Source organism: Streptomyces sp. NPDC002853 (genome assembly GCF_053591915.1).
In genome coordinates this window covers 171,328-192,827 of the sequence record NZ_JBSFUS010000011.1, presented here as the reverse complement: position 1 = coordinate 192,827, position 21,500 = coordinate 171,328, and the positions used below count along the sequence as shown (strand labels likewise).

19 protein-coding genes are annotated in these 21,500 nt (G+C 70.7%); 14 read left to right on the top strand and 5 right to left on the bottom strand.

Annotated features, from left to right (window positions below):
- Positions 1-42 precede the first annotated feature (42 nt).
- The 4 genes from ACWD02_RS29755 to aroQ all read left to right on the top strand — a co-directional run bounded on the left by ACWD02_RS29755 (position 43) and on the right by aroQ (position 5,088).
- On the top strand, positions 43-1,980 hold the full coding sequence (locus ACWD02_RS29755; RefSeq protein WP_451215670.1) for a TerD family protein: 1,938 nt from the start codon (positions 43-45) through the stop codon (positions 1,978-1,980).
- A 285-nt stretch (positions 1,981-2,265) separates the two neighbouring features.
- Complete coding sequence (locus ACWD02_RS29750; protein WP_451215668.1) at positions 2,266-3,300, top strand: TerC family protein; 1,035 nt, start codon at positions 2,266-2,268, stop codon at positions 3,298-3,300.
- Positions 3,301-3,432: 132 nt separating this feature from the next.
- Positions 3,433-4,530, top strand: coding sequence for a calcium:proton antiporter (locus ACWD02_RS29745; protein WP_451215666.1), 1,098 nt, complete (start codon positions 3,433-3,435; stop codon positions 4,528-4,530).
- A gap of 96 nt (positions 4,531-4,626) precedes the next feature.
- Entirely contained in the window at positions 4,627-5,088 is a 462-nt protein-coding gene (aroQ, locus tag ACWD02_RS29740) for a type II 3-dehydroquinate dehydratase (protein WP_363208070.1), read from the top strand.
- 19 nt (positions 5,089-5,107) lie between these two features.
- On the opposite strand, the gene ACWD02_RS29735 is transcribed toward aroQ, so the two are convergent.
- A complete protein-coding gene (locus ACWD02_RS29735) occupies positions 5,108-5,764 on the bottom strand; it encodes an MBL fold metallo-hydrolase (RefSeq protein ID WP_451215664.1) in 657 nt (218 codons plus the stop codon).
- 10 nt (positions 5,765-5,774) lie between these two features.
- Positions 5,775-6,458, bottom strand: a complete 684-nt coding sequence (locus tag ACWD02_RS29730) for a maleylpyruvate isomerase family mycothiol-dependent enzyme (protein ID WP_451215662.1) — start codon at positions 6,456-6,458, stop codon at positions 5,775-5,777.
- Positions 6,459-6,681: 223 nt separating this feature from the next.
- Here ACWD02_RS29730 and uvrA point away from each other — a divergent pair, with 223 nt between their 5' ends.
- The gene (uvrA, locus tag ACWD02_RS29725) at positions 6,682-9,756 is read left to right on the top strand and encodes an excinuclease ABC subunit UvrA (protein ID WP_451215660.1); all 3,075 of its coding nucleotides are present in this window, start codon (positions 6,682-6,684) and stop codon (positions 9,754-9,756) included.
- A gap of 72 nt (positions 9,757-9,828) precedes the next feature.
- A complete protein-coding gene (locus ACWD02_RS29720) occupies positions 9,829-10,593 on the top strand; it encodes a crotonase/enoyl-CoA hydratase family protein (protein ID WP_451215658.1) in 765 nt (254 codons plus the stop codon).
- A gap of 8 nt (positions 10,594-10,601) precedes the next feature.
- Here ACWD02_RS29720 and ACWD02_RS29715 read toward each other — a convergent pair whose 3' ends face one another.
- The gene (locus tag ACWD02_RS29715; protein ID WP_451215656.1) at positions 10,602-11,180 is read right to left on the bottom strand and encodes a YceI family protein; all 579 of its coding nucleotides are present in this window, start codon (positions 11,178-11,180) and stop codon (positions 10,602-10,604) included.
- 102 nt (positions 11,181-11,282) lie between these two features.
- Here ACWD02_RS29715 and ACWD02_RS29710 point away from each other — a divergent pair, with 102 nt between their 5' ends.
- The gene (locus ACWD02_RS29710) at positions 11,283-12,137 is read left to right on the top strand and encodes a helix-turn-helix domain-containing protein (RefSeq protein ID WP_451215654.1); all 855 of its coding nucleotides are present in this window, start codon (positions 11,283-11,285) and stop codon (positions 12,135-12,137) included.
- 6 nt (positions 12,138-12,143) lie between these two features.
- Here the strand turns inward: ACWD02_RS29710 and ACWD02_RS29705 are convergent, their stop codons facing one another.
- A complete protein-coding gene (locus ACWD02_RS29705; RefSeq protein WP_451215652.1) occupies positions 12,144-13,055 on the bottom strand; it encodes a carbohydrate kinase family protein in 912 nt (303 codons plus the stop codon).
- A gap of 193 nt (positions 13,056-13,248) precedes the next feature.
- On the opposite strand from ACWD02_RS29705, the gene ACWD02_RS29700 reads away from it, so the two are divergent.
- Positions 13,249-13,674, top strand: coding sequence for a Rieske (2Fe-2S) protein (locus tag ACWD02_RS29700; RefSeq protein WP_451215650.1), 426 nt, complete (start codon positions 13,249-13,251; stop codon positions 13,672-13,674).
- 35 nt (positions 13,675-13,709) lie between these two features.
- Here the strand turns inward: ACWD02_RS29700 and ACWD02_RS29695 are convergent, their stop codons facing one another.
- A complete protein-coding gene (locus ACWD02_RS29695; protein WP_451216007.1) occupies positions 13,710-14,657 on the bottom strand; it encodes a hypothetical protein in 948 nt (315 codons plus the stop codon).
- A 243-nt stretch (positions 14,658-14,900) separates the two neighbouring features.
- On the opposite strand from ACWD02_RS29695, the gene ACWD02_RS29690 reads away from it, so the two are divergent.
- The 6 genes from ACWD02_RS29690 to whiA all read left to right on the top strand — a co-directional run bounded on the left by ACWD02_RS29690 (position 14,901) and on the right by whiA (position 21,441).
- Positions 14,901-15,506 (top strand): papain-like cysteine protease family protein, encoded by a 606-nt coding sequence (locus ACWD02_RS29690; RefSeq protein ID WP_451215648.1) that lies wholly within the window; start codon positions 14,901-14,903, stop codon positions 15,504-15,506.
- A 5-nt stretch (positions 15,507-15,511) separates the two neighbouring features.
- On the top strand, positions 15,512-16,342 hold the full coding sequence (locus ACWD02_RS29685) for a hypothetical protein (protein WP_451216004.1): 831 nt from the start codon (positions 15,512-15,514) through the stop codon (positions 16,340-16,342).
- Between the two features lie 83 nt (positions 16,343-16,425).
- Positions 16,426-18,528, top strand: a complete 2,103-nt coding sequence (gene uvrC, locus ACWD02_RS29680; RefSeq protein ID WP_451215647.1) for an excinuclease ABC subunit UvrC — start codon at positions 16,426-16,428, stop codon at positions 18,526-18,528.
- A complete protein-coding gene (gene rapZ / locus ACWD02_RS29675) occupies positions 18,525-19,457 on the top strand; it encodes an RNase adapter RapZ (protein WP_363208058.1) in 933 nt (310 codons plus the stop codon). The genes uvrC and rapZ overlap by 4 nt, the downstream gene beginning before the upstream one ends.
- A complete protein-coding gene (locus ACWD02_RS29670) occupies positions 19,454-20,461 on the top strand; it encodes a gluconeogenesis factor YvcK family protein (protein WP_451215644.1) in 1,008 nt (335 codons plus the stop codon). Before rapZ ends, ACWD02_RS29670 begins: the two co-directional genes overlap by 4 nt.
- The gene (gene whiA / locus ACWD02_RS29665; RefSeq protein WP_363208056.1) at positions 20,452-21,441 is read left to right on the top strand and encodes a DNA-binding protein WhiA; all 990 of its coding nucleotides are present in this window, start codon (positions 20,452-20,454) and stop codon (positions 21,439-21,441) included. Before ACWD02_RS29670 ends, whiA begins: the two co-directional genes overlap by 10 nt.
- The last annotated feature ends 59 nt before the right edge of the window (positions 21,442-21,500 follow it).

Here is a 21,500-nt window from a genome sequence, read left to right as displayed (position 1 = left end):
GCGGCACCAACAAGTTCACAGGGCACGAGGGGGACGAAGGCGATGACGGCCGAGCTGGTCCGGGGGCAGAACCACCCGCTTCCCGAGACCCGTCTGGAGATCCGGGTCTCGATCGGCAAGCCGATCGTGGCGGGGGTCACGCTCAGCGACGCGCAGGGCAAGGTACGCGGCACGGACTGGGTGGCCCACCCCGGCTCGCCCACGCTGCCAGGGCTCGAAGTGCCCAGGCAGGCGGCCGCCGACCACCGCCTCGCGGTGGACCTCGACGCCGTCCCGGAAGGGGTGCACCGGGTCAACGTCCTCCTCGCGCTGCCCGTCGGCGTCGGGGGACCGGTCAGCTTCGGTTCCCTCGCCGCCCCCTTCGTCGCCGTCACCGCACTCGACGGCTCCGAGGTCGCCAGCTACACCATCACCGACCTGAACGCCGAGTCAGCCGTCGTCGCCCTGGAGCTCTACCGCAGGCAGGACGCCTGGAAGGTGCGCGCCGTCGGCCAGGGGTACGCGGGCGGCCTCGCCGACATGCTCACCGACCAGGGCCTGGCGCAGGCCCACGAACTGGCGGGCACGATCAACGAAGCGGTGGCGCAGGGCCTGGCCCGCTCGGTGGCCGCACCGCCGCCCCGCCCGTCGGACGAGGTCCGTGTGCGGACGACGGGACAGACCGCGGCACCCGGCCCTGCGGCGCCGGGCCCGGACAGCGCCGCGTCCCCGCAGCCGGCCCCGGCGCACCAGCCCGGCGACGCGGGCGCCACCGCGGGCGGCCCGGTCAACTACACCCACCCCAGCCGCCAGACCAGCGCACCGCCGCCGCCCTCACCGACCGCGGCACCGGCCGAGCCGGGCAGGGCCGCCCAGCCCGTGGCGGGCGACGCGACCGGCTGGTCCATGGAGGAGCGCCTCTACAACCAGGTGTGGGGCATGTTCGAGGACCTGGCCCGCTCCACGGCCGCGTACCGCAGCGCCGTCGACTTCGCCGAGTCGCGCATGGACCAGGAGCTCGACAAGGTCCTCTCCGACCCGCGCAGCCGCATCGGCAACACCGGGGACGTCGCGCGTGAGGCCGCCCGCGCCAAGCACGGCCTCCTCGTCGACCGGGCAAGGGAAGCCCTTGACCGCGACCTGGGTCAGCTCGCCGCCGAGTCCGAGGTCGTCGAGCCCGCCCTGCCCATGGCGTTCGCCGGCTGGGACAGCCCGGTCTGGCACGCCTACCGCACCCCGATGGAGATCCCCATGGCGCTGCGCCTCGGCGACCTCCATCTGCCCGAGCGCCCCGACCTGCGCATTCCGCTGCTCGTCCGGCTGCCCCTGGAGCGCGGCCTGTGGATCGACAGCGGCCGCTCGTCGGGCACGGACTCCCTGGCCGACACGGACCAGCTGCGCCGCCTCGCCATGGACAGCGCGGTCGCCCACGCCGCGCGGCTCCTTGCGGTCTATCCCGCGGGCGAGTTCACGGTGCACGTCATCGACGCGGCGGGCTCGGCGGCCGGCGCGCTCTCCCCGCTGGTGGCGGCTGGCGTGCTCGACGGGGCCCCGGCCACCGGCGCGGCGGGCGTCTCCGCCGCGCTCGCCAAGCTCACCCAGCGCGTGGACCTGGTGCAGATGGCCATCCGCGCGGGTGCCGCCGACGCGCTGCCGCCGGACCTGGACACCGCCGAGCAGCTCCTGATCGTCAACGACTTCCCGCACGGCTTCGACGACCGCGCGGTGACCCAGCTCCGCTATCTCGCGGACGAGGGCCCGGCGGTGGGCGTACACCTGATGATGGTCGCCGACCGCGAGGACGCCGCGGAGTACGGCCCGCTGCTCGACCCCCTCTGGCGGGCCCTCATGCGCCTGACCCCGGTGGCCGACGACCACCTCGCCGACCCCTGGGTCGGTCACGCGTGGACGTACGAACCGCCGTTGGCGCCGCCCGGCAGCCGGGTGATCGAGCAGGTCCTGAACCAGGTCGCGCACGCCCGGCGCACCGGTGGCCGCTGACGCCTCCGTGAGCCCGGAAGGTCACTCCGGCCACTGACGGTAAAGCGACTTTTGACCGCCCTGACCTGCTCTTTTGGCTTCAGTTTGGATTCTCCTTTACCAACCCTTGGTGTTTCGCGTACTCTTCTTGCAGCGGAGGGGAGTACTCCCGAACGCGACGTGCCCGTCAATACGGATCGCCATCGATCCCGGGGCGTCGGCCCGCGGGGCGGTGAGCCGCCTCGGGTGGAAGAGACCTCCGGCAGCGACGACGCTGATCAGTAGCCGTACGACGCCGGAGGCGCAGTGGACGTTTCAATGACCCTTTGGGTGCTGACCATTCTTGGTCTGATCGCCCTGATCGCGGTCGACTTCTTCATCGGCCGCAAGCCGCATGACGTGTCGATCAAGGAAGCCGGAATCTGGACGATCGTCTGGATCGTGCTGGCCGCGCTCTTCGGAGTGGGCCTGTTGATCTGGGGCGGCGGTCAGCCGGCCGGCGAGTTCTTCGCGGGCTTCATCACCGAGAAGTCACTGAGTGTCGACAACCTCTTCGTCTTCATCCTGATCATGGCGAAGTTCTCGGTGCCCAGCCATCTCCAGCAGCGGGTGCTGCTGTTCGGTGTGCTGATCGCGCTCGTCCTGCGAGCGATCTTCATCGCCGCCGGCGCCGCGGTGATCGCCAACTTCTCCTGGGTCTTCTACATCTTCGGCGCGTTCCTGATCTACACCGCCTGGAAGCTCATCCAGGAGGCGCGCTCCGGTGACGACGAAGAGGAGTGGGAGGAGAACCGCCTCCTGAAGGCCGCCGAGAAGAAGTTCGGTGTCGCCGACCAGTACCACGGCACCAAGCTCTTCATCAAGAAGAACGGCAAGAAGATCATGACGCCGCTCATGATCGTCATGCTCGCCATCGGCACCACCGACATCCTCTTCGCGATGGACTCGATCCCCGCGATCTTCGGCCTCACCCAGGACCCGTACATCGTCTTCACGGCGAACGCCTTCGCCCTGATGGGTCTGCGCCAGCTGTACTTCCTCATCGGCGGACTGCTCAAGAAGCTGGTCCACCTCAGCTACGGCCTCTCGGTCATCCTGGGCTTCATCGGTGTGAAGCTGGTCCTGCACGCCCTGCACGAGAACGGCGTGCACGTCCCAGAGATCTCCATCCCGGTCTCGCTCGGCGTCATCTGCGGTGTCCTGGTCATCACCACGATCACCAGCCTCATCGCCTCCAGGAAGCAGGCCGAGAAGGACGCGGCCGAAGGCAAGGACGGCAAGGACGGCAAGGACGGCAAGGACGCGGCCGACGAGTCCCCGAAGGACAGCATCGAGGCCTGACGGCTGCAAAGAGCTTCACAGAGCTTCAAAGGGAGTGGCCCGCGGCGATGCGCCGCGGGCCACTCCCTTTGCCGTCGGAGGAGCGCAGAACTGAAGTAGCGGGGCCCCGGCGCCCGGTGCAGCATCGGAGACATGATCACTCGGCTCCGGGCAATCGCCACCCAGTGGACCGCGGCCGTGCCGGTCCTCGCCGTCGTCCTGCTCGCCTTCACCTGGGGGCGCGATCTGCCGGGCGTCGTCGTGGCCGTGGTGACGCTCGTGCTCGCCGGCGCCGTACTCGCCGCCGTGCACCACGCCGAGGTGATCGCGCACCGCGTCGGCGAACCCTTCGGCTCCCTCGTCCTCGCGGTCGCCGTGACGATCATCGAGGTCGCGCTGATCGTCACCCTCATGGCCGATGGCGGCGACAAGAGCGCGACGCTGGCCCGTGACACCGTGTTCGCCGCCGTGATGATCACCTGCAACGGCATCATCGGCCTGTGCCTGCTGGTGGGGGCCCTGCGCCACCGTGTCGTCATCTTCCAGTCCGAGGGCACCGGCGCCGCCCTCGCGACCGTCGCCACGCTCGCCACACTCAGCCTGGTCCTGCCGACCTTCACCACGACCAAGCAGGGCCCGGAGTTCTCCACGGCGCAGCTCACCTTCGCCGCCCTCGCCTCGCTCGTCCTGTACGGCCTGTTCGTGGCCACGCAGACCGTGCGCCACCGCGAGTACTTCCTGCCGATCACCCGCAAGGGCGAGGTGATCGACTCCGAGGAGGACTCGGGGCCCGCCACCCGGACCGCCCTGATCAGCCTGGGCCTGCTCGCCCTCGCACTGATCGGCGTGGTCGGCCTCGCCAAAGGCGTCTCGCCGACCATCGAGTCCGGTGTGGAGAGCGCCGGCATGCCGCACTCCGTGGTCGGCGTGATCATCGCGCTGCTCGTGCTGCTCCCGGAGACCATCGCGGCCGTGCGTGCCACCCGCCGCGACCGGGTGCAGACCAGCCTCAACCTGGCCCTCGGGTCCGCGATGGCCAGCATCGGCCTGACCATCCCGGCCGTCGCGGTCGCCTCCGTCTGGCTCTCCGGGCCGCTGGTGCTCGGACTCGGTCCGACCCACATGGTGCTGCTCGCGCTCACCGTGATCGTCGGCACGCTCACGGTCGTGCCGGGGCGCGCCACCCTGCTCCAGGGCGGCGTCCATCTGGTGCTGTTCGCGGCGTACCTGGAGCTCGCGGTCACGCCGTGACGCGGCAGGAACGACGGGACACCGTCAACTACCCGACGTGACGGCCGTTACGAGGGCGTGCGGAGGCGCGGGAGTGTCGCTCAGTACGCTGACGGCATGACGCGCACTCTTGCCAACGCCCCGATCATGATCCTGAACGGCCCCAACCTGAATCTGCTCGGTCAGCGCCAGCCCGAGATCTACGGATCGGACACCCTCGCCGACGTCGAGGCGCTGTGCGCCAAGGCCGCGGCAGCGCACGGCGGCACCGTGGACCTGCGGCAGAGCAACCACGAGGGGCAGTTGGTGGACTGGATCCACGAGGCGCGCGAGCAGCACGCGGGCATCGTCATCAACCCGGCCGCCTACTCGCACACGTCGGTCGCGATCCTGGACGCGCTCAACACCTGTGACGGAATGCCGGTGTTGGAGGTCCACATCTCCAACATCCATCAGCGCGAGGCGTTCCGGCACCACTCGTACGTCTCCCAGCGCGCCGACGGCGTCATCGCCGGGTGCGGCGTACAGGGGTACGTGTTCGCGGTGGAGCGGGTGGCCGCGCTGCTCGACGCGGCCTAGCCGCGGCTGCGTACGCGCTTCACCAGCCCCGTCGGCGCCACTCGGCCAGGTGCGGGCGCTCGGCGCCCAGCGTCGTGTCGCTGCCGTGGCCGGGGTAGACCCAGGTCTCGTCGGGCAGCGTGCCGAAGATCTTCGTCTCGACGTCGTGCAGCAGGCTCGCGAAGGCCTTCGGGTCCTGGTGCGTGTTGCCGATGCCGCCGGGGAAGAGGCAGTCGCCGGTGAAGACGTGCGGGTGGCCGTGCGGGTCGTCGTACACGAGGGCGATCGAGCCCGGTGTGTGGCCCACCAGGTGTCGTGCGGTGAGCGAGACGTGCCCGACGTTCACGGTGTCGCCGTCCACGAGCGGGATGTCCGTGGGGACGGGGATGCCGGCGACGTCCTCGCGGCCCGCGTACGTCCGGGCGCCGGTGGCCTCGACGACCGCGGCGAGTGCCTGCCAGTGGTCGCCGTGCTGATGGGTGGTGACGACGGACGTGATGCCGTCGTCACCGATCAGCGTGAGCAGCGTCGACGAGTCGTTCGCCGCGTCGATCAGGAGCTGTTCGTCCGTGGCCCGGCAGCGCAGCAGATAGGCGTTGTTGTCCATCGGGCCGACCGCGACCTTCGAGATCATCAGGTCCTGAAGCTCGTGCACGTCCGCACCGCCGCCGACCTTCACTGCTCCGCTGTACGTCATGTCCCTCAGCCTATAGCGGGGGCAGGGAGGGCAGGAGGCCGCCTTCGGCCGTCAGCGAGGAGCCGTCGCGGCGGCCCGCGAGCCACCCGACCACGTCGGACGCGGAGCCGGAAACAGTGACCTCGGGCTCACCGTCCCGACCGGTGCTCCACGCGTGCGTGCCATCCGTCACCCGAGTCGGCGGCACATCAGGGTTCCCGAAGAAGCGCTTCGTCAGGAACGCGATCTCCCGCTGCACGAATTCCTCCGGCAGGTCTTCGACCTCGTACCCGATCCCCAGGTCCACGTGGTGCAGCTCCACCTCGACCCAGCGCCGGAACGGCACCCGGGACGCGGAGTCCGTCACGCCGTTGCGCAGCTCCACGGTGCGGGACCAGTCGGCCGGGATCGTGCCCGCCGCGGCGAAACGCTCCGCGGACTCGCGTACGTCCACGAGCTGCTCGGCCAGTGGCCGGGGCGCGTCACGCTCGATGTCGTTGTCGCGTGCGTCAGCACTGACGTACATGGGCCGCCCGGCCAGCACATTGACGAGCGCGTCCGCGTTCCGGGCCAGGTGGGCGAGGACGTGACCGCGGGTCCAGCCCGGGAGGCGTGACGGCTCGGCGGTCGAATCGTTGTTCAGTTTCGTGGCTGCTGTGAGCAGCCGGTCGGTCGCGTCACGTACAGACGCCAGGTCGCGCACATGATCAATCATGCGCCCGACGATAGTCGCGCCACACGTTCGGGTGAAGGCGTCGGAGCAGCACCGCAAATCGAATGCACGTGCTATATGGTCGAGTGCGGCATCGGGCATTCTTGGTGGTCCGGGTTTGTTATCAACCAGGGCAACCGCCCCGGCGTTGTCAGTGGCTCGCCCTAGTCTGTGAATGACGGGGGTCCCGCCCCTGTCACTTCTCTCAAGAAAGGTGCGAACCGGCGTGGCCGACCGTCTCATCGTCCGTGGCGCGCGCGAGCACAATCTCAAGAACGTCTCGCTCGACCTCCCGCGTGACTCCCTCATCGTCTTCACCGGGCTCTCCGGGTCGGGCAAGTCCTCGCTCGCGTTCGACACGATCTTCGCCGAGGGCCAGCGGCGGTACGTGGAATCGCTGTCCTCGTACGCCCGGCAGTTCCTCGGTCAGATGGACAAGCCGGACGTCGACTTCATCGAGGGCCTCTCGCCCGCGGTCTCCATCGACCAGAAGTCGACCTCGCGCAACCCGCGCTCCACGGTCGGCACCATCACCGAGGTCTACGACTACCTCCGCCTGCTCTTCGCGCGCATCGGCAAGCCGCACTGCCCCGAGTGCGGGCGTCCCATCGCCCGGCAGTCGCCGCAGGCCATCGTCGACAAGGTCCTCGAACTGCCGGAAGGCAGCCGTTTCCAGGTCCTCTCGCCGCTGGTGCGCGAGCGCAAGGGCGAGTTCGTCGACCTGTTCGCCGACCTCCAGACCAAGGGCTACAGCCGCGCGCGGGTCGACGGCGAGACGATCCAGCTCTCCGAGCCGCCCACGCTGAAGAAGCAGGAGAAGCACACCATCGAGGTGGTCATCGACCGCCTCACGGTGAAGGACTCCGCCAAGCGCCGCCTGACCGACTCCGTGGAGACCGCGCTCGGCCTCGCGGGCGGCATGGTCGTGCTCGACTTCGTCGACCTCCCCGAGGACGACCCCGAGCGCGAGCGCATGTACTCGGAGCACCTGTACTGCGCGTACGACGACCTGTCCTTCGAGGAGCTGGAGCCCCGCTCCTTCTCCTTCAACTCGCCCTTCGGCGCCTGCCCGGACTGCACCGGCATCGGTACGCGCATGGAGGTCGACCCCGAGCTGATCGTCCCGGACGAGGACAAGTCGCTCGACGAGGGCGCCATCCACCCCTGGTCGCACGGCCACACCAAGGAGTACTTCGGCCGACTCGTCGGAGCCCTCGCCGACGCCCTCGGGTTCTCCACCGACATGCCCTGGGCCGGGCTCCCGCAGCGCGCCAAGAAAGCCCTCCTGAACGGCCACAAGACGCAGATCGAGGTCCGCTACCGCAACCGGTACGGCCGCGAGCGGGTCTACACGACCGCGTTCGAAGGCGCCGTCCCCTTCGTCAAGCGCCGCCACAGCGAGGCCGAGAGCGACGCGAGCCGCGAGCGCTTCGAGGGCTACATGCGCGAGGTGCCCTGCCCCACCTGTGAGGGCACGCGCCTCAAGCCGATCGTCCTGGCCGTCTCGGTCATGGGGAAGTCCATCGCCGAGGTCTCGGCGATGTCCATCAGCGACTGCGCGGACTTCCTCGCCGAGCTGAGGCTGGGCGCCCGCGACAAGAAGATCGCCGAGCGCGTCCTGAAGGAGGTCAACGAACGACTGCGGTTCCTGGTCGACGTCGGCCTGGACTACTTGTCCCTGAACCGAGCCGCGGGCACCCTCTCCGGAGGCGAGGCCCAGCGCATCCGTCTGGCCACGCAGATCGGCTCGGGCCTGGTCGGTGTCCTGTACGTGCTGGACGAGCCGTCCATCGGCCTGCACCAGCGCGACAACCACCGCCTGATCGAGACCCTCGTGCGCCTGCGCGACATGGGCAACACGCTCATCGTCGTCGAGCACGACGAGGACACCATCAAGGTCGCCGACTGGGTCGTCGACATCGGCCCCGGCGCGGGCGAGCACGGCGGCAAGGTCGTGCACAGCGGCTCCATGAAGGAGCTGCTCGCCAACGACAAGTCGATCACCGGTCAGTACCTGTCGGGCAAGAAGGCCATCCCGGTGCCGGACATCCGCCGCCCGGCGGACCCCTCCCGTCAGCTGACGGTGCACGGTGCCCGGGAGAACAACCTCCAGGACATCGACGTCTCCTTCCCGCTCGGCGTCCTCACCGCCGTCACGGGTGTCTCAGGATCCGGCAAGTCGACGCTGGTCAACGACATCCTCTACACGCACCTGGCGCGCGAGCTGAACGGCGCGAGGTCCGTCCCCGGACGGCACACGCGCGTGGACGGCGACGACCTCGTCGACAAGGTCGTGCACGTCGACCAGTCGCCCATCGGCCGCACACCGCGGTCGAACCCGGCGACGTACACCGGAGTCTTCGACCACGTCCGCCGGCTGTTCGCGGAGACGATGGAGGCGAAGGTCCGGGGCTATCTGCCCGGCCGCTTCTCCTTCAACGTCAAGGGCGGTCGCTGCGAGAACTGCTCCGGCGACGGCACGATCAAGATCGAGATGAACTTCCTGCCGGATGTGTACGTCCCCTGCGAGGTATGCCACGGGGCGCGCTACAACCGCGAGACGCTGGACGTCCACTACAAGGGCAAGTCCATCGCCCAGGTCCTGGACATGCCGATCGAGGAAGCGCTCGACTTCTTCGAGGCCGTGCCGGCCATCTCCCGCCACCTGCGCACGCTCAACGACGTCGGTCTCGGGTACGTCAGGCTCGGCCAGTCCGCGCCGACACTCTCCGGAGGCGAGGCCCAGCGCGTGAAGCTGGCCTCCGAGCTCCAGAAGCGCTCGACGGGCCGGACGGTCTACGTCCTGGACGAGCCGACCACCGGTCTGCACTTCGAGGACATCAGCAAGCTGATCACGGTCCTGTCCGGCCTGGTCGACAAGGGCAACACGGTCATCGTCATCGAGCACAACCTCGACGTCGTCAAGACCGCGGACTGGGTCGTCGACATGGGCCCCGAGGGTGGCAACGGCGGCGGTCTGGTCGTCGCCGAGGGCACGCCCGAGGAGGTCGCCGGAGTCCCGACGAGCCACACGGGCAAGTTCCTGCGGGACATCCTCGCGGCGGACCGGATCAGTGACGGGGCCTCGCAGGGGCGTAAGCGGGTTGTCTCCTCGGCGGTCAAGAAGTCGACGGCGGCCAAGGCCACCGCCAAGACCGCCACCGCCAAGAAGACCGCTGCCAAGGCGGCGCCGGTCAAGAAGGCCCCCGCCAAGACGGCGACTGCCAAGACGGCGACTGCCAAGAAGGCCCCGGCCAAGAAGGCACCCGCCAAGAAGGCCACCAAGGCTCGTAGGGCCTGATGTAGCCATGTGAACGGGCCGCAGGACAAGTTCCCTTGTCCTGCGGCCCGTTCTCGTGTTCGCCTGTGCCGCATGACCGTACGTACGGAACGCCAAGGTCCCGTCACCACGATCGTGCTGTCGCGACCCGAAGTGCGCAACGCCGTCGACGGGCCCACGGCCCGGGCCCTCGCCGACGCCTTCCGGGACTTCGACGCCGACCCCGACGCCGCCGTCGCCGTGCTGTGGGGCGAAGGCGGCACCTTCTGTGCCGGAGCCGACCTCAAGGCCATCGGAACACCGGCCGGGAACGAGGTGACCGAGCAGGGCGACGGGCCCATGGGGCCGACCCGCATGCATCTCTCCAAGCCCGTCATCGCCGCGATCTCCGGACACGCGGTCGCCGGAGGCCTGGAGCTCGCCCTCTGGTGCGATCTGCGGGTCGCCGACGACGACGCCGTACTCGGGGTCTTCTGCCGCCGCTGGGGCGTCCCGCTCATCGACGGCGGTACGGTGCGGCTGCCGCGGCTCATCGGCGAGAGCCGGGCCATGGACCTGGTGCTCACCGGCCGCCCCGTTCCCGCGGCGGAGGCGCTGGCGATGGGCCTGGTCAACCGGACCGTGCCGCCGGGCACCTCCCGCGCCGCCGCCGAACGCCTCGCCGCGGAGATCGCAGCGTTCCCCCGGACCTGCCTGCGCAACGACCGGCTCTCCGTACGGGAACAGGGTGGTTTGACCGAGGAGGCCGCGATGGCGGGCGAACTGCGCCACGGCCTGCGGTCCCTCGCCGAGGCGGCGGACGGCGCCGCCAGGTTCGCCGCCGGGGCGGGCCGGCACGGCGCGTTCACGGACGACTAGCCCCCGGCTCACCCCTGCGGCGCGGTGGACCCGGCAGGCTCCAGGAACTGCATGTCCAGCTGGATCTTCACCACGTCACCGAGCATCCCGGCGCCGAAGTCCAGGCCGTAGTCGCTGCGCTTGAGCTCGCCGGTCGCCTCGAACCCCGCATGGCGCCGGGGGTCGCCCGGAAACGCCTGGAGCCCGCCGAACTCGACGGCGAGGGTGATCGGCCTCGTCACGTCACCGATGGTCAGTTCGCCCTCCATGGTCCACTCGTCCCCCTCGCCGACGACCCGCGTCGAACGGAACGTCATCGTGGGGCGGCGCTCGACGTCCAGCAGGTCGGGAGCCTTCACATGGGCGTCGCGGTCCTTGTTGCCCGTGTCGATCGAGGCGAGCCCGATGGTCGCGGTCACGGATGAGTTCTCGGCGCTCTCGCCCACGACCAGCCCGGCCGACAGCTCCGTGAACCGGCCGCGCACCTTCGAGATCCCGAGGTGGCGGATGGTGAAGTTGACGGCGGAGTGGAACGGGTCGATCTCCCAGCTCCCGGCGGGGAGGGGAAGCGCGGTCGTGACGGGGGCGGTGCTCGTGTCGGAAGTCATGCCGTCCACCATGCGAGGCCGCCCACGGGCGAGGAAGGCCGAGCCAAGGCTGGTAGTGACAGGGCCACGATCCGCTCCGGTGCCTGCTGGTACGTTCGGCCGGTGAGCGACAACGAGCTCGGCATCTTCCTGCGCACCTGCCGCGAGGCGGTCACGCCCGCCGAAGTCGGGCTCCCCACCGGACCCCGGCGCCGCACGCCGGGCCTGCGCCGCTCCGAGGTCGCCACGCTCGCCGGGGTCAGCGTCGAGTACCTGGCGCGGCTCGAACAGGGCCGCGACCGGCACCCGTCCCCGCAGGTTATGGGGGCGCTCGCGGACGCCCTGCGGCTGTCCGTGGAGGAGCGCTTCCACCTGCGCCGCCTGGAGAAGGAGACGGTCGGCGACCCCTGCTGCCCGGCGGCGAGCGTGCCGTCCCGGTCGGTGCGCCCCACCGTGCGGGCGCTCGTCGACCGCCTTGAGCCGGGCCCCGCCGTTCTGTTCAACCGGCTCGGCGACGTCCTCGCGTACACCTCGGGCTACGAGCGGATCATGGGGCCCGTCGGCCTGCTCGACGACGAGCAGCCCAATCTCATCCGGTTCCTGTTCACCGACGAGCGGGCCCGCGCCGCCTACCCCGACTGGGACGGCGTCGCCGACGAGCAGATCGCGTCGCTCCGGGCCGGGTCCATGCTCAGCGACCCGCATGCCGAGGGCTTCGCCGACGAGCTGACCGTCCTGGCCGGTGCGCCGTTCGCCGACCGCATGGCGGCCGTGCCGCGGCTGCCCCGGGCGAGCGGCATCGAACGCATGACGCACCCGGAGGCCGGGACGCTGCGCCTTTCGTACGAGACGCTGACGCTGCCCGAGGCCGACGGTCAGCGCCTGATCGTCCACCTGCCCGCCGACGAGGCCACGTCGGCGGCCCTCGACCGGCTCAACGGCTGCCGGCCCGGCGCCCTGCGCGCGGTGACCGGCTGAGAGCCGTCACCCCAGCTCCTCGGCGTACGGAGGCTCGGCACCCGCGCGGGACACGGTGACCGCCGCGGCGCGCGCCGCGAAGCGCAGGACCTCGCCCCAACTGTCGGCGCCCAGTTCGGACAGGGAGTCCACGGACAGCGCGTCCCGTGCGCGAAGCCCGTGCAGCAGCGCCGCGTTGACGGTGTCGCCCGCGCCGATGGTGTCCACCACGTCGACCGCCTCACTTGGCACCGACCACTCCCCGCCGCCTCGCGTGTACACGGTGAGACCTTCGCCGCCCCGCGTCACCACCACCGCGCCGGGCCCGGACGCGAGCCACTCGCGCGGCGTGCCGCCGAGCCAGCTCGCGTCGTCATCCGACAGCTTGAGCAGGGAGACCGACGGCAGCCAGCTCTTGAACCGGGCCCGATAGGCGTCCGCGTCCGGGATCAGGCCCGCCCGGATGTTCGGGTCGAGCGCCGTGAAGACGCCCCGTGCCGACTCCCGGCGCATCAGCTCCTCGTACGCGCTCGCGCCCGGTTCGAGGACGAGCGAGCAGGTGCCGAACGACACCGCGCGTACGGCGTCGGGAAGTCGCTCCGGGGCCGTGAAGAGCCGGTCCGCCGTGCCCTCGACGTAGAAGGAGTAACCGGCGGAGCCGTCCGCGCCGATCGAGGCGACCGCGAGGGTGGTCGGCTCGGCACCCCGCTGCACGTACGACACCTCGACACCCGCGGCCCGCAACGCGTCGATCAGTGCGTCGCCGAACGCGTCAGTCGAGATCCGCGAGCAGAAGGCGACGGGCGAGCCGAGACGGCCGAGGGCCACCGCGGTGTTGTACGGACCGCCGCCGAGCCGTGGGGCGAGCGCGGGCAGCCCGGCGTCGGTGGGGCCCTGCGGGACGAGGTCTATCAGGGCCTCTCCTGCGACGACTATCACGGGTGGTTCCTCTCGGCTCTGCGATCGCGGCTCAGCGGCGGCGCCTGTCCGGCTTTCGCCACAGGCTAGAGCTTCCCGGCGGCCCCGGCCCGGTGCGGGCGGCACTCGGGCACGGTCGCGCCCAACGCGGGCATGCGGCACCCCACCGGTATGGTCTGATCCGTCACCGAAGCGCCTGACCTGTGGAGATTCCATGCCCGGTACGCCGCCCCCCGCCCGCCGCACCGTGCTGCGCGCCGCCGCCATCGTCCCGGCCGCGGGGCTGGGGGTCGCGGCCTGCTCGTCCGGCGGCGGTGACGGCGGCGGCTCCAACCGTTCGGCGCCGACCGCGCCGACGGACCTCGGCGCCTCCGACGAGGTGAAGGTGGGGGCCTCGAAGCTCTACAAGGACGAGAACGTGGTCGTGAGCCGCATCTCCGACGACGAGTACAAGGCGTTCAGCACGATCTGCACGCACGCCAAGTGCCCCATCAACAAGCTGGAGGGGCACAAGCTCATCTGCCCCTGCCACGGAAGCCAGTTCGACGCCACGAACGGCAAGGTGCTGCACGACCCGGCCGTCACGCCGCTCGCCGAGCTGCCGGTGAAGGTGGAGGACGGCAAGATCGTCGCCGGCTGAGGCCCGTCACGACCGCTCGTCGGCGGTCCGCCCGCTCACTCCCAGTCCCAGGCGATCCCCAGGATCCCCGCCCGCACCTGCGGCTCCACGACGTGCACCGACCGGTGGCTGCCGCTCAGCGTCAGCTCCTGGCGCCCGCCGCGCGGCGCGGCGGCCGAATGCCGGGTGAAGCTGTGGCAGCGTACGGGCAGTGCCCTCTCGTCGAAGCGCACCTGGAGCGCGTACTGCCCGCCCGCGAAGGTGAAGCCCCGGAAGTACTCGGTGGCCGCCCCCGCCGTGCCGTCCTCGAAGCCGTAGCGGAACAGGTGCGTGTCACCCGCGCGCAGGCGCGTGTCGAAGAGGAGTTCGGCGACGAGCACCCCCGTCTCGTGGTGCCACCGCACCCGTCCCGTGCGGCAGTTCTCCAGGGCGTGCACGGCGACGCGTTCCGGTACGCAGCCGGGGTCGCCGTGGTAGATCGCGAGGTACCGGTCCACGGCGTCCCGGTGGGCGCGCACGACGTGCTGCGAGTCGCGGCCGAGCAGCTCACGGCGTTCGCCGATCCGTACCCGCTCGTGGTGGCCGATGGTGTGCAGACCGCCGTCGAGCGGTGAGCCGAGCTCGGTGATCAGCTCCTGGAGTACGTCGGAGGCGTCGAGGAGCGAGCGGTAGGAGCGGGCGGCGGGGCGTTCGCAGTCGGGGCGCTCGGAGGGTTTGGCGAGGAGCCGGATCAGGGACTCCTCGGGGAGACCGAGGATCTCCTCCAGGGCGCGTACGGCACGGAGGGACTCGGTGCGCTGCGGGCGTCGCGCGCCCTGCTGCCAGTAACTCAGGCTCGTCACACCGACGTTGACGCCCTGCCGCGCCAGGTGGTGGCGTACGCGTTGCAGGGGCAGGCGCCGTGCGGCGATCGCGGCCCGCAGCGCCACGTGGAAGGGGCCGGTGCGCAGGGCGGTCTCCAGGTCCGCGGGCGCGCCGTCCGCGAGCTGCGTGCCGTGCCGCATCGTGCCGTGCCCCATCGCAAGGCCCTTCTGTGAACGTTCACATCGGCCGTCCGGGCGTACGCGCCGGTCGGAGCGGGCCACCAGGTGGGCGTACGAGGGGTGTTCACATACGTACGCCGACGTTCACGGCCCAAGTAATCCCGCATTGAACCTTGTTGACCTGCACCCGACAACACTCGATGCTCAATCGCAGCGTCCGGACGCGCTCCTCCACCACCCCACCCCCCGCATGGGAGGAACGCGATGCGCCCCAGAAACAGCAGGTACGGCGGACGCAGACGGTTGTCCGCGCTCGCCCTCGCGGCGGCCGCCCTGATCGCCGCACCGGCGGCCACGGCCACGGCCGCCCCCGACGATCCGTCCGCTCTCGCCGCCAAGCGCCTGAACATCACGATGCAGGCCCAGCAGAAGACCAACTGGTGCTGGGCCGCGGCAGGCAACACGATCGCCACCTTCTACGGCAGGAAGTACAGCCAGAACCAGTTCTGCAACGCCGCTTTCGGGCGCGGCCAGAACACCGAGTGCCCCAACTCGCAGGCCACGCTGGGCGACGTGCAGAACGGTCTCGACTGGGCAGGCATCAACGCCGGCTCGTACGTCAGCGGCTGGCTGCGCTACCCGACCGTGCAGGCCGAGATCAACGCGGGCCGTCCGGTCGAGACCCGCATCCAGTGGTCGAACGGCGGCGGTCACATGCACGTCCTCTACGGGTACGACGACGCGAGCAGCTGGGTCTACTGGGGCGACCCGTGGCCCTCGAGCGACCGCTACAACTGGGCCTCGCACAGCTGGTACGTCAACAACAACACCTTCTCCTGGACCCACTCGCTCTACCGGATCGGGGCGTGAGCGCGATGACCCGTCACCTTCCCCGTCACCTGCTGCGGGCCACGCTCGCCGGCTCGGCCGCCACCCTGCTGCTCGGCCTCGCGGCGCCGTCCGCCGGCGCGGACTCCGAGCCCTCGGAGGCCTCGCGTGAGGCGGCCCACGATGCCGCGGGAGCGCCTGGGACCCTCGACACGCTCTCCCGCTTCTTCGCACGGGAAGGGGCCGTCAGCAAGGCCGCGGCCGAGCCCCGCGTCCAGGGCGACGCCGTACCCGTGCGCTACCTCTCCCCGGAGTTCGTCGCAGGCAAGAAGGGGGCGCCCCTCGCCCGTGTGGAGTTCCTCGCCAGCAAGGCCGTCTCCTCCGACGGCCAGGAAGCCTCCTTGTGGACGGTGAAACAAGGGGGCTCCTGGAAGGTCGTCAACATCGCCACCGGGGACGACGAGACGCACTACACGCGCGTGGGCGCCGACAAGCTCCCCGGAGGCACCGTCTTCCACGAGCCGCAGATCAACGCCTGGTACGTGCAGGGGCGGGGCCGGGTGCTGCCGCTTGATGCCGACGCGAGGCGTGCCGTGGGCCCGGACGGGGTCTCGGTCGCCGCCTATCAGAAGAGGGTGCACGCCGCGTACGCCGACAAGCTGCCGGGGTCTTCGTACGCGAAGTCCGGCGAGGCGGGGGGCTTCGCCCCGAAGGAGCGGGCCGCGGGGCCCCCGGCGGTCGCAGCCGAAGCCCCGGCCGCGGCTTCGGCCGAGGGCCCCGTCACGGTCGCCTCCTCCGTGGCCGGAGCGGGAGCCCTGGCCGCCCTCGGCCTCACCGGGGCGGCCGTCCTGCGCCGTCGCACCCGGCAGCACGGCTGACCTTCCCCACCCACCCGTCTCCTCAGGCGGGTGGGTGGTGGCTGGCCCCCTGACTGTCAGCCCCCGCCAGTAGGGTGTGGAGCATGGCAGACCCCTCCAGCTACCGCCCCAAGCCGGGACAGATCCCCGACTCGCCGGGGGTCTATCGGTTCCGCGACGAACACCGCCGGGTGATCTACGTCGGCAAGGCGAAAAGCCTGCGCCAGCGTCTGAACAGTTATTTCCAGGACCTCAGCAATCTGCACCCGCGTACGGCCACGATGGTGACGACGGCCGCCTCCGTGGAGTGGACGGTGGTCTCCACCGAGGTCGAGGCGCTGCAGCTCGAATACTCCTGGATCAAGGAGTTCGACCCCCGGTTCAACGTCAAGTACCGCGACGACAAGAGCTATCCGTACCTCGCGGTGACGATGAACGAGGATTTTCCGCGCGTCCAGGTGATGCGCGGACACAAGAAGAAGGGCGTCCGCTACTTCGGGCCCTACGGCCACGCGTGGGCGATCCGCGACACCGTGGACCTGCTCCTGCGGGTCTTCCCCGTCCGCACCTGCTCGGCCGGCGTCTTCAAGAACGCCGAGCGCACCGGCCGCCCCTGCCTCCTCGGCTACATCGGCAAGTGCGCGGCGCCCTGCGTGGAGCGGGTATCCCGGGAGGAGCACCGTGAACTCGCCGAGGACTTCTGCGACTTCATGACGGGCCGCACGGCCACGTACATCCGCCGTGTCGAGCGGCAGATGGCGGACGCCGCGGAGGACATGGAGTACGAGAAGGCCGCACGCCTCCGTGACGACGTCGGCGCCCTGAAGAAGGCCATGGAGAAGAGCGCCGTCGTCCTCGCCGACGCCACGGACGCCGATCTCATCGCCCTCGCCGAGGACGAGCTTGAGGCGGCCGTCCAGATCTTCCACGTGCGCGGCGGCCGGGTGCGCGGTCAGCGCGGCTGGGTCACCGACAAGGTCGAGGCGGTCACCAGCGGCGACCTCGTCGAGCACGCCCTCCAGCAGTTGTACGGAGAGGAGAGCGGCGACTCCGTACCGAAGGAAGTCCTGGTCCCCGCGCTGCCCGACCCCATAGAGCCCGTGCAGGAGTGGCTCACCGAGCGCCGCGGTTCGAACGTCTCGCTGCGCATCCCGCAGCGCGGCGACAAGAAGGCGCTCATGGAGACCGTGGCGCGCAACGCGCAGCAGTCGCTCGTGCTGCACAAGACCAAGCGCGCCTCCGACCTGACCACCCGTTCCCGCGCCCTGGAGGAGATCGCCGAGGCACTCGAACTGGACGGCGCCCCGTTGCGCATCGAGTGCTACGACATCTCGCATCTGCAGGGTGACGACGTCGTGGCCTCGATGGTCGTCTTCGAGGACGGCCTCGCCCGCAAGAGCGAGTACAGGCGCTTCCAGATCAAGGGCTTCGAGGGGCAGGACGACGTCCGCTCCATGCACGAGGTGCTCACGCGCCGCTTCAAGCGCTACCTCTCCGACAAGCAGCAGACGGGCGAGTGGGACCCCAAGGAGCCGGACGCGGGGAGCGGCGATGTGAGCGGCGATGTGAGCGGCGAGGTGAGCGCCGAGCCGAACAGCCTCACCGAGGAGGACGGCCGTCCCAAGCGCTTCGCCTATCCGCCCCAGCTCGTCGTCGTGGACGGCGGGCAGCCGCAGGTCGCGGCGGCCCAGCGGGCCCTTGACGAGCTCGGCATCGACGACATCGCGGTGTGCGGCCTGGCCAAGCGCCTCGAAGAGGTCTGGGTGCCGGGCGACGACGACCCGGTGATCCTGCCGCGCACCAGCGAGGGGCTGTACCTTCTCCAGCGGGTACGCGACGAGGCGCACCGCTTCGCGATCACGTATCAGCGCGCCAAGCGGGCCAAGCGCTTCAAGGCCGGACCGCTGGACGCCGTGCCGGGCCTCGGCGACGCACGCAAGCAGACGCTGATCAAGCACTTCGGTTCGGTGAAGAGGCTGCGATCCGCGACAATCGACCAGATCTGCGAGGTTCCGGGCATAGGCCGCAAGACGGCCGAGGCCATCATCGTGGCCCTGGCCGGAGCGACTCCCGCCGGCCCCGCCGTGAACACGGCGACCGGAGAGATCATTGAAGACGAGGAGCCCGCGCGCACGGGAACCTCGGAGAATGGCGAGGGGCCCGTTTCCGCGGGCGCCTCAGAAGAACGACGGGGGCAGGAGACATGACCGAGCACGACGAAGGCGGCGAGCAAGTGAGTACGGGCACGACCATCACGCCAGGTGAGGCCGCCGAGGTGGTCCCCGAACTGGTGATCATCTCCGGCATGTCGGGAGCCGGACGCAGCACCGCGGCGAAGTGTCTCGAGGACCTCGGCTGGTTCGTCGTCGACAACCTGCCGCCCGCGCTGATCCCCACCATGGTGGAGCTCGGCGCCCGCTCGCAGGGGAACGTCGCCCGCATCGCGGTCGTCGTCGACGTCCGTGGCCGCCGCTTCTTCGACAACCTGCGCCAGTCCCTCGCGGACCTGGAGGCCAAGCACGTCACCCGGCGGATCGTCTTCCTGGAGTCCTCGGACGACGCCCTGGTGCGCCGCTTCGAGTCGGTCCGCCGCCCGCACCCGCTGCAGGGCGACGGCCGCATCGTCGACGGCATCGCGGCCGAGCGCGAGCTCCTGCGCGAGCTGCGCGGCGACGCCGACCTGGTGATCGACACCTCCAGCCTGAACGTGCACGAGCTGCGCGCCAAGATGGACGCCCAGTTCGCGGGCGACGAGGAGCCCGAGCTGCGGGCCACGGTCATGTCGTTCGGCTACAAGTACGGCCTGCCGGTCGACGCCGACCTCGTCGTGGACTGCCGCTTCCTGCCCAATCCGCACTGGGTGCCGGAGCTGCGCCCCTTCACGGGGCTCAACGAAGAGGTGTCCGGCTACGTCTTCAACCAGCCGGGCGCCAAGGAGTTCCTCGACCGGTACGCCGAGCTGCTCCAGCTCATCGCCGCGGGCTACCGCCGCGAGGGCAAGCGTTACGTGACGATCGCGGTCGGTTGTACGGGCGGCAAGCACCGCTCCGTCGCCATGTCGGAGAAGCTCGCGGCGCGCCTCGTGTCCGAGGGCGTCGAGACCGTCCTCGTCCATCGGGACATGGGGCGAGAGTGAAGTCCTCCCTGCGGCTGAACCGTCTGGGCCGCAAGCGGGGCACTCAGCCCAAGGTCGTGGCGCTCGGCGGCGGGATGGGCCTGTCCGCCTCGCTCGCCGGCCTGCGCCGCATCACCGGTGACCTCACCGCCGTGGTCACCGTCGCCGACGACGGCGGCTCCAGCGGGCGGCTCCGCGACGAACTGGGCGTGCTTCCCCCGGGCGACCTGCGCAAGGCGCTCGCCGCGCTGTGCGGGGACGACGACTGGGGCCAGACCTGGGCCCGCGTCATCCAGCACCGCTTCCAGTCCAAGGGGGACCTGCACGAGCACGCGGTCGGCAATCTGCTGATCGTCGCCCTGTGGGAACAGCTCGGCGACCACGTGCAGGCCCTGGACCTGGTCGGCAAGCTCCTTGGCGCGCACGGCCGCGTGCTGCCCATGTCGGCGGTGCCGCTGGAGCTGCAGGCCCTGGTCAAGGGGCACGACCCGGAGCGCCCCGACGAGGTGGACACGGTGCGCGGGCAGGCCACGGTGGCGCTCACCCCGGGTGAGGTGCAGTCCGTGCACCTCGTCCCGCACGACCCGCCGGCCGTCCCCGAGGCGGTCGCCGCGGTGCTCGACGCGGACTGGGTGGTGCTCGGCCCCGGCTCCTGGTTCTCCTCGGTGATCCCGCATCTGCTGGTCCCCGAACTGCTCGACGCGCTCATCCAGACGAAGGCCCGCAGGGTCCTCTCGCTCAACCTCGCGCCGCAACCCGGTGAAACCGATGGGTTCTCTCCGCAGCGTCATTTGGAGGTTTTGGCCCGACACGCCCCTAAACTCGCCCTGGACGTGGTGCTGGCCGACGACGCCGCCGTGCCCGACCGTGAGTCACTCACCGATGCCGCCAAGCGGCTCGGCGCCACGGTCGAGCTGGCGCCGGTGGCCAGGCACGATGGCACTCCGAGGCACGATCCGGAGCTCCTGGCCACCGCGTACGACCGTATTTTTCGGATGCATGGAAGGATCGGCCCATGGCGATGACGGCAGCGGTGAAGGACGAGATCTCCCGGCTTCCCGTCACCCGGACCTGCTGCAGGAAGGCAGAGGTCTCGGCCATCCTGCGGTTCGCGGGCGGCCTTCACCTGGTGAGCGGCCGCATCGTGATCGAGGCGGAGCTGGACACGGCGATGGCCGCGCGACGGCTGAAGCGGGACATTCTCGAGATCTTCGGGCACAGCTCGGAGCTGATCGTGATGGCCCCCGGCGGACTGCGGCGGGGCTCGCGCTACGTCGTTCGGGTGGTTGCGGGCGGCGATCAGCTTGCCCGCCAGACGGGTCTCGTCGACGGCCGGGGACGCCCCATCAGAGGGCTGCCGCCACAGGTGGTCTCGGGGGCCACCTGTGACGCCGAGGCCGCGTGGCGCGGCGCGTTCCTCGCGCACGGATCGCTGACCGAGCCGGGCCGTTCCTCCTCCCTGGAGGTCACCTGCCCGGGCCCGGAGGCCGCGCTCGCCCTGGTCGGCGCCGCGCGCAGGCTGCAGATCGGGGCCAAGGCCCGCGAGGTGCGCGGTGTGGACCGCGTGGTCGTCCGGGACGGGGACGCGATCGGCGCCCTGCTCACCCGGCTCGGCGCCCACGAGTCGGTGCTCGCCTGGGAGGAGCGGCGGATGCGCCGCGAGGTGCGCGCCACCGCCAACCGCCTGGCCAACTTCGACGACGCCAACCTGCGCCGCTCGGCCCGCGCGGCCGTCGCCGCCGGCGCCCGCGTGCAGCGCGCCCTGGAGATCCTCGGCGACGAGGTCCCCGAGCACCTCGCGGCGGCCGGACGGCTGCGCATGGAGCACAAGCAGGCATCCCTGGAGGAGCTGGGCGCGCTCGCCGACCCGGCGCTGACGAAGGACGCCGTCGCGGGCCGCATCCGCAGGCTGCTCGCCATGGCGGACAAGCGGGCCCAGGACCTGGGGATTCCGGGTACGGAGTCCAACCTGAGCGAGGAGCTCGCCGACAACATGGCGGTTTGACCGCTGCCGTACGCAAGGAAGCCACGCAAGGAAGCCGCCGGGGCCGTCGAGGCCCCGGC

Excerpts from the sequence above, each read along its gene's own strand:
- ACWD02_RS29755 (WP_451215670.1), top strand. The coding sequence starts at position 43 with ATGACGGCCGAGCTGGTCCGGGGGCAGAACCACCCGCTTCCCGAGACC.
- ACWD02_RS29745 (WP_451215666.1), top strand. The coding sequence starts at position 3,433 with ATGATCACTCGGCTCCGGGCAATCGCCACCCAGTGGACCGCGGCCGTG.
- aroQ (WP_363208070.1), top strand. The coding sequence starts at position 4,627 with ATGACGCGCACTCTTGCCAACGCCCCGATCATGATCCTGAACGGCCCC.
- ACWD02_RS29735 (WP_451215664.1), bottom strand. The coding sequence starts at position 5,764 with ATGACGTACAGCGGAGCAGTGAAGGTCGGCGGCGGTGCGGACGTGCAC.
- ACWD02_RS29730 (WP_451215662.1), bottom strand. The coding sequence starts at position 6,458 with ATGATTGATCATGTGCGCGACCTGGCGTCTGTACGTGACGCGACCGAC.
- ACWD02_RS29720 (WP_451215658.1), top strand. The coding sequence starts at position 9,829 with ATGACCGTACGTACGGAACGCCAAGGTCCCGTCACCACGATCGTGCTG.
- ACWD02_RS29715 (WP_451215656.1), bottom strand. The coding sequence starts at position 11,180 with ATGACTTCCGACACGAGCACCGCCCCCGTCACGACCGCGCTTCCCCTC.
- ACWD02_RS29700 (WP_451215650.1), top strand. The coding sequence starts at position 13,249 with ATGCCCGGTACGCCGCCCCCCGCCCGCCGCACCGTGCTGCGCGCCGCC.
- ACWD02_RS29695 (WP_451216007.1), bottom strand. The coding sequence starts at position 14,657 with ATGCGGCACGGCACGCAGCTCGCGGACGGCGCGCCCGCGGACCTGGAG.
- ACWD02_RS29690 (WP_451215648.1), top strand. The coding sequence starts at position 14,901 with ATGCGCCCCAGAAACAGCAGGTACGGCGGACGCAGACGGTTGTCCGCG.
- ACWD02_RS29685 (WP_451216004.1), top strand. The coding sequence starts at position 15,512 with ATGACCCGTCACCTTCCCCGTCACCTGCTGCGGGCCACGCTCGCCGGC.
- uvrC (WP_451215647.1), top strand. The coding sequence starts at position 16,426 with ATGGCAGACCCCTCCAGCTACCGCCCCAAGCCGGGACAGATCCCCGAC.
- rapZ (WP_363208058.1), top strand. The coding sequence starts at position 18,525 with ATGACCGAGCACGACGAAGGCGGCGAGCAAGTGAGTACGGGCACGACC.
- whiA (WP_363208056.1), top strand. The coding sequence starts at position 20,452 with ATGGCGATGACGGCAGCGGTGAAGGACGAGATCTCCCGGCTTCCCGTC.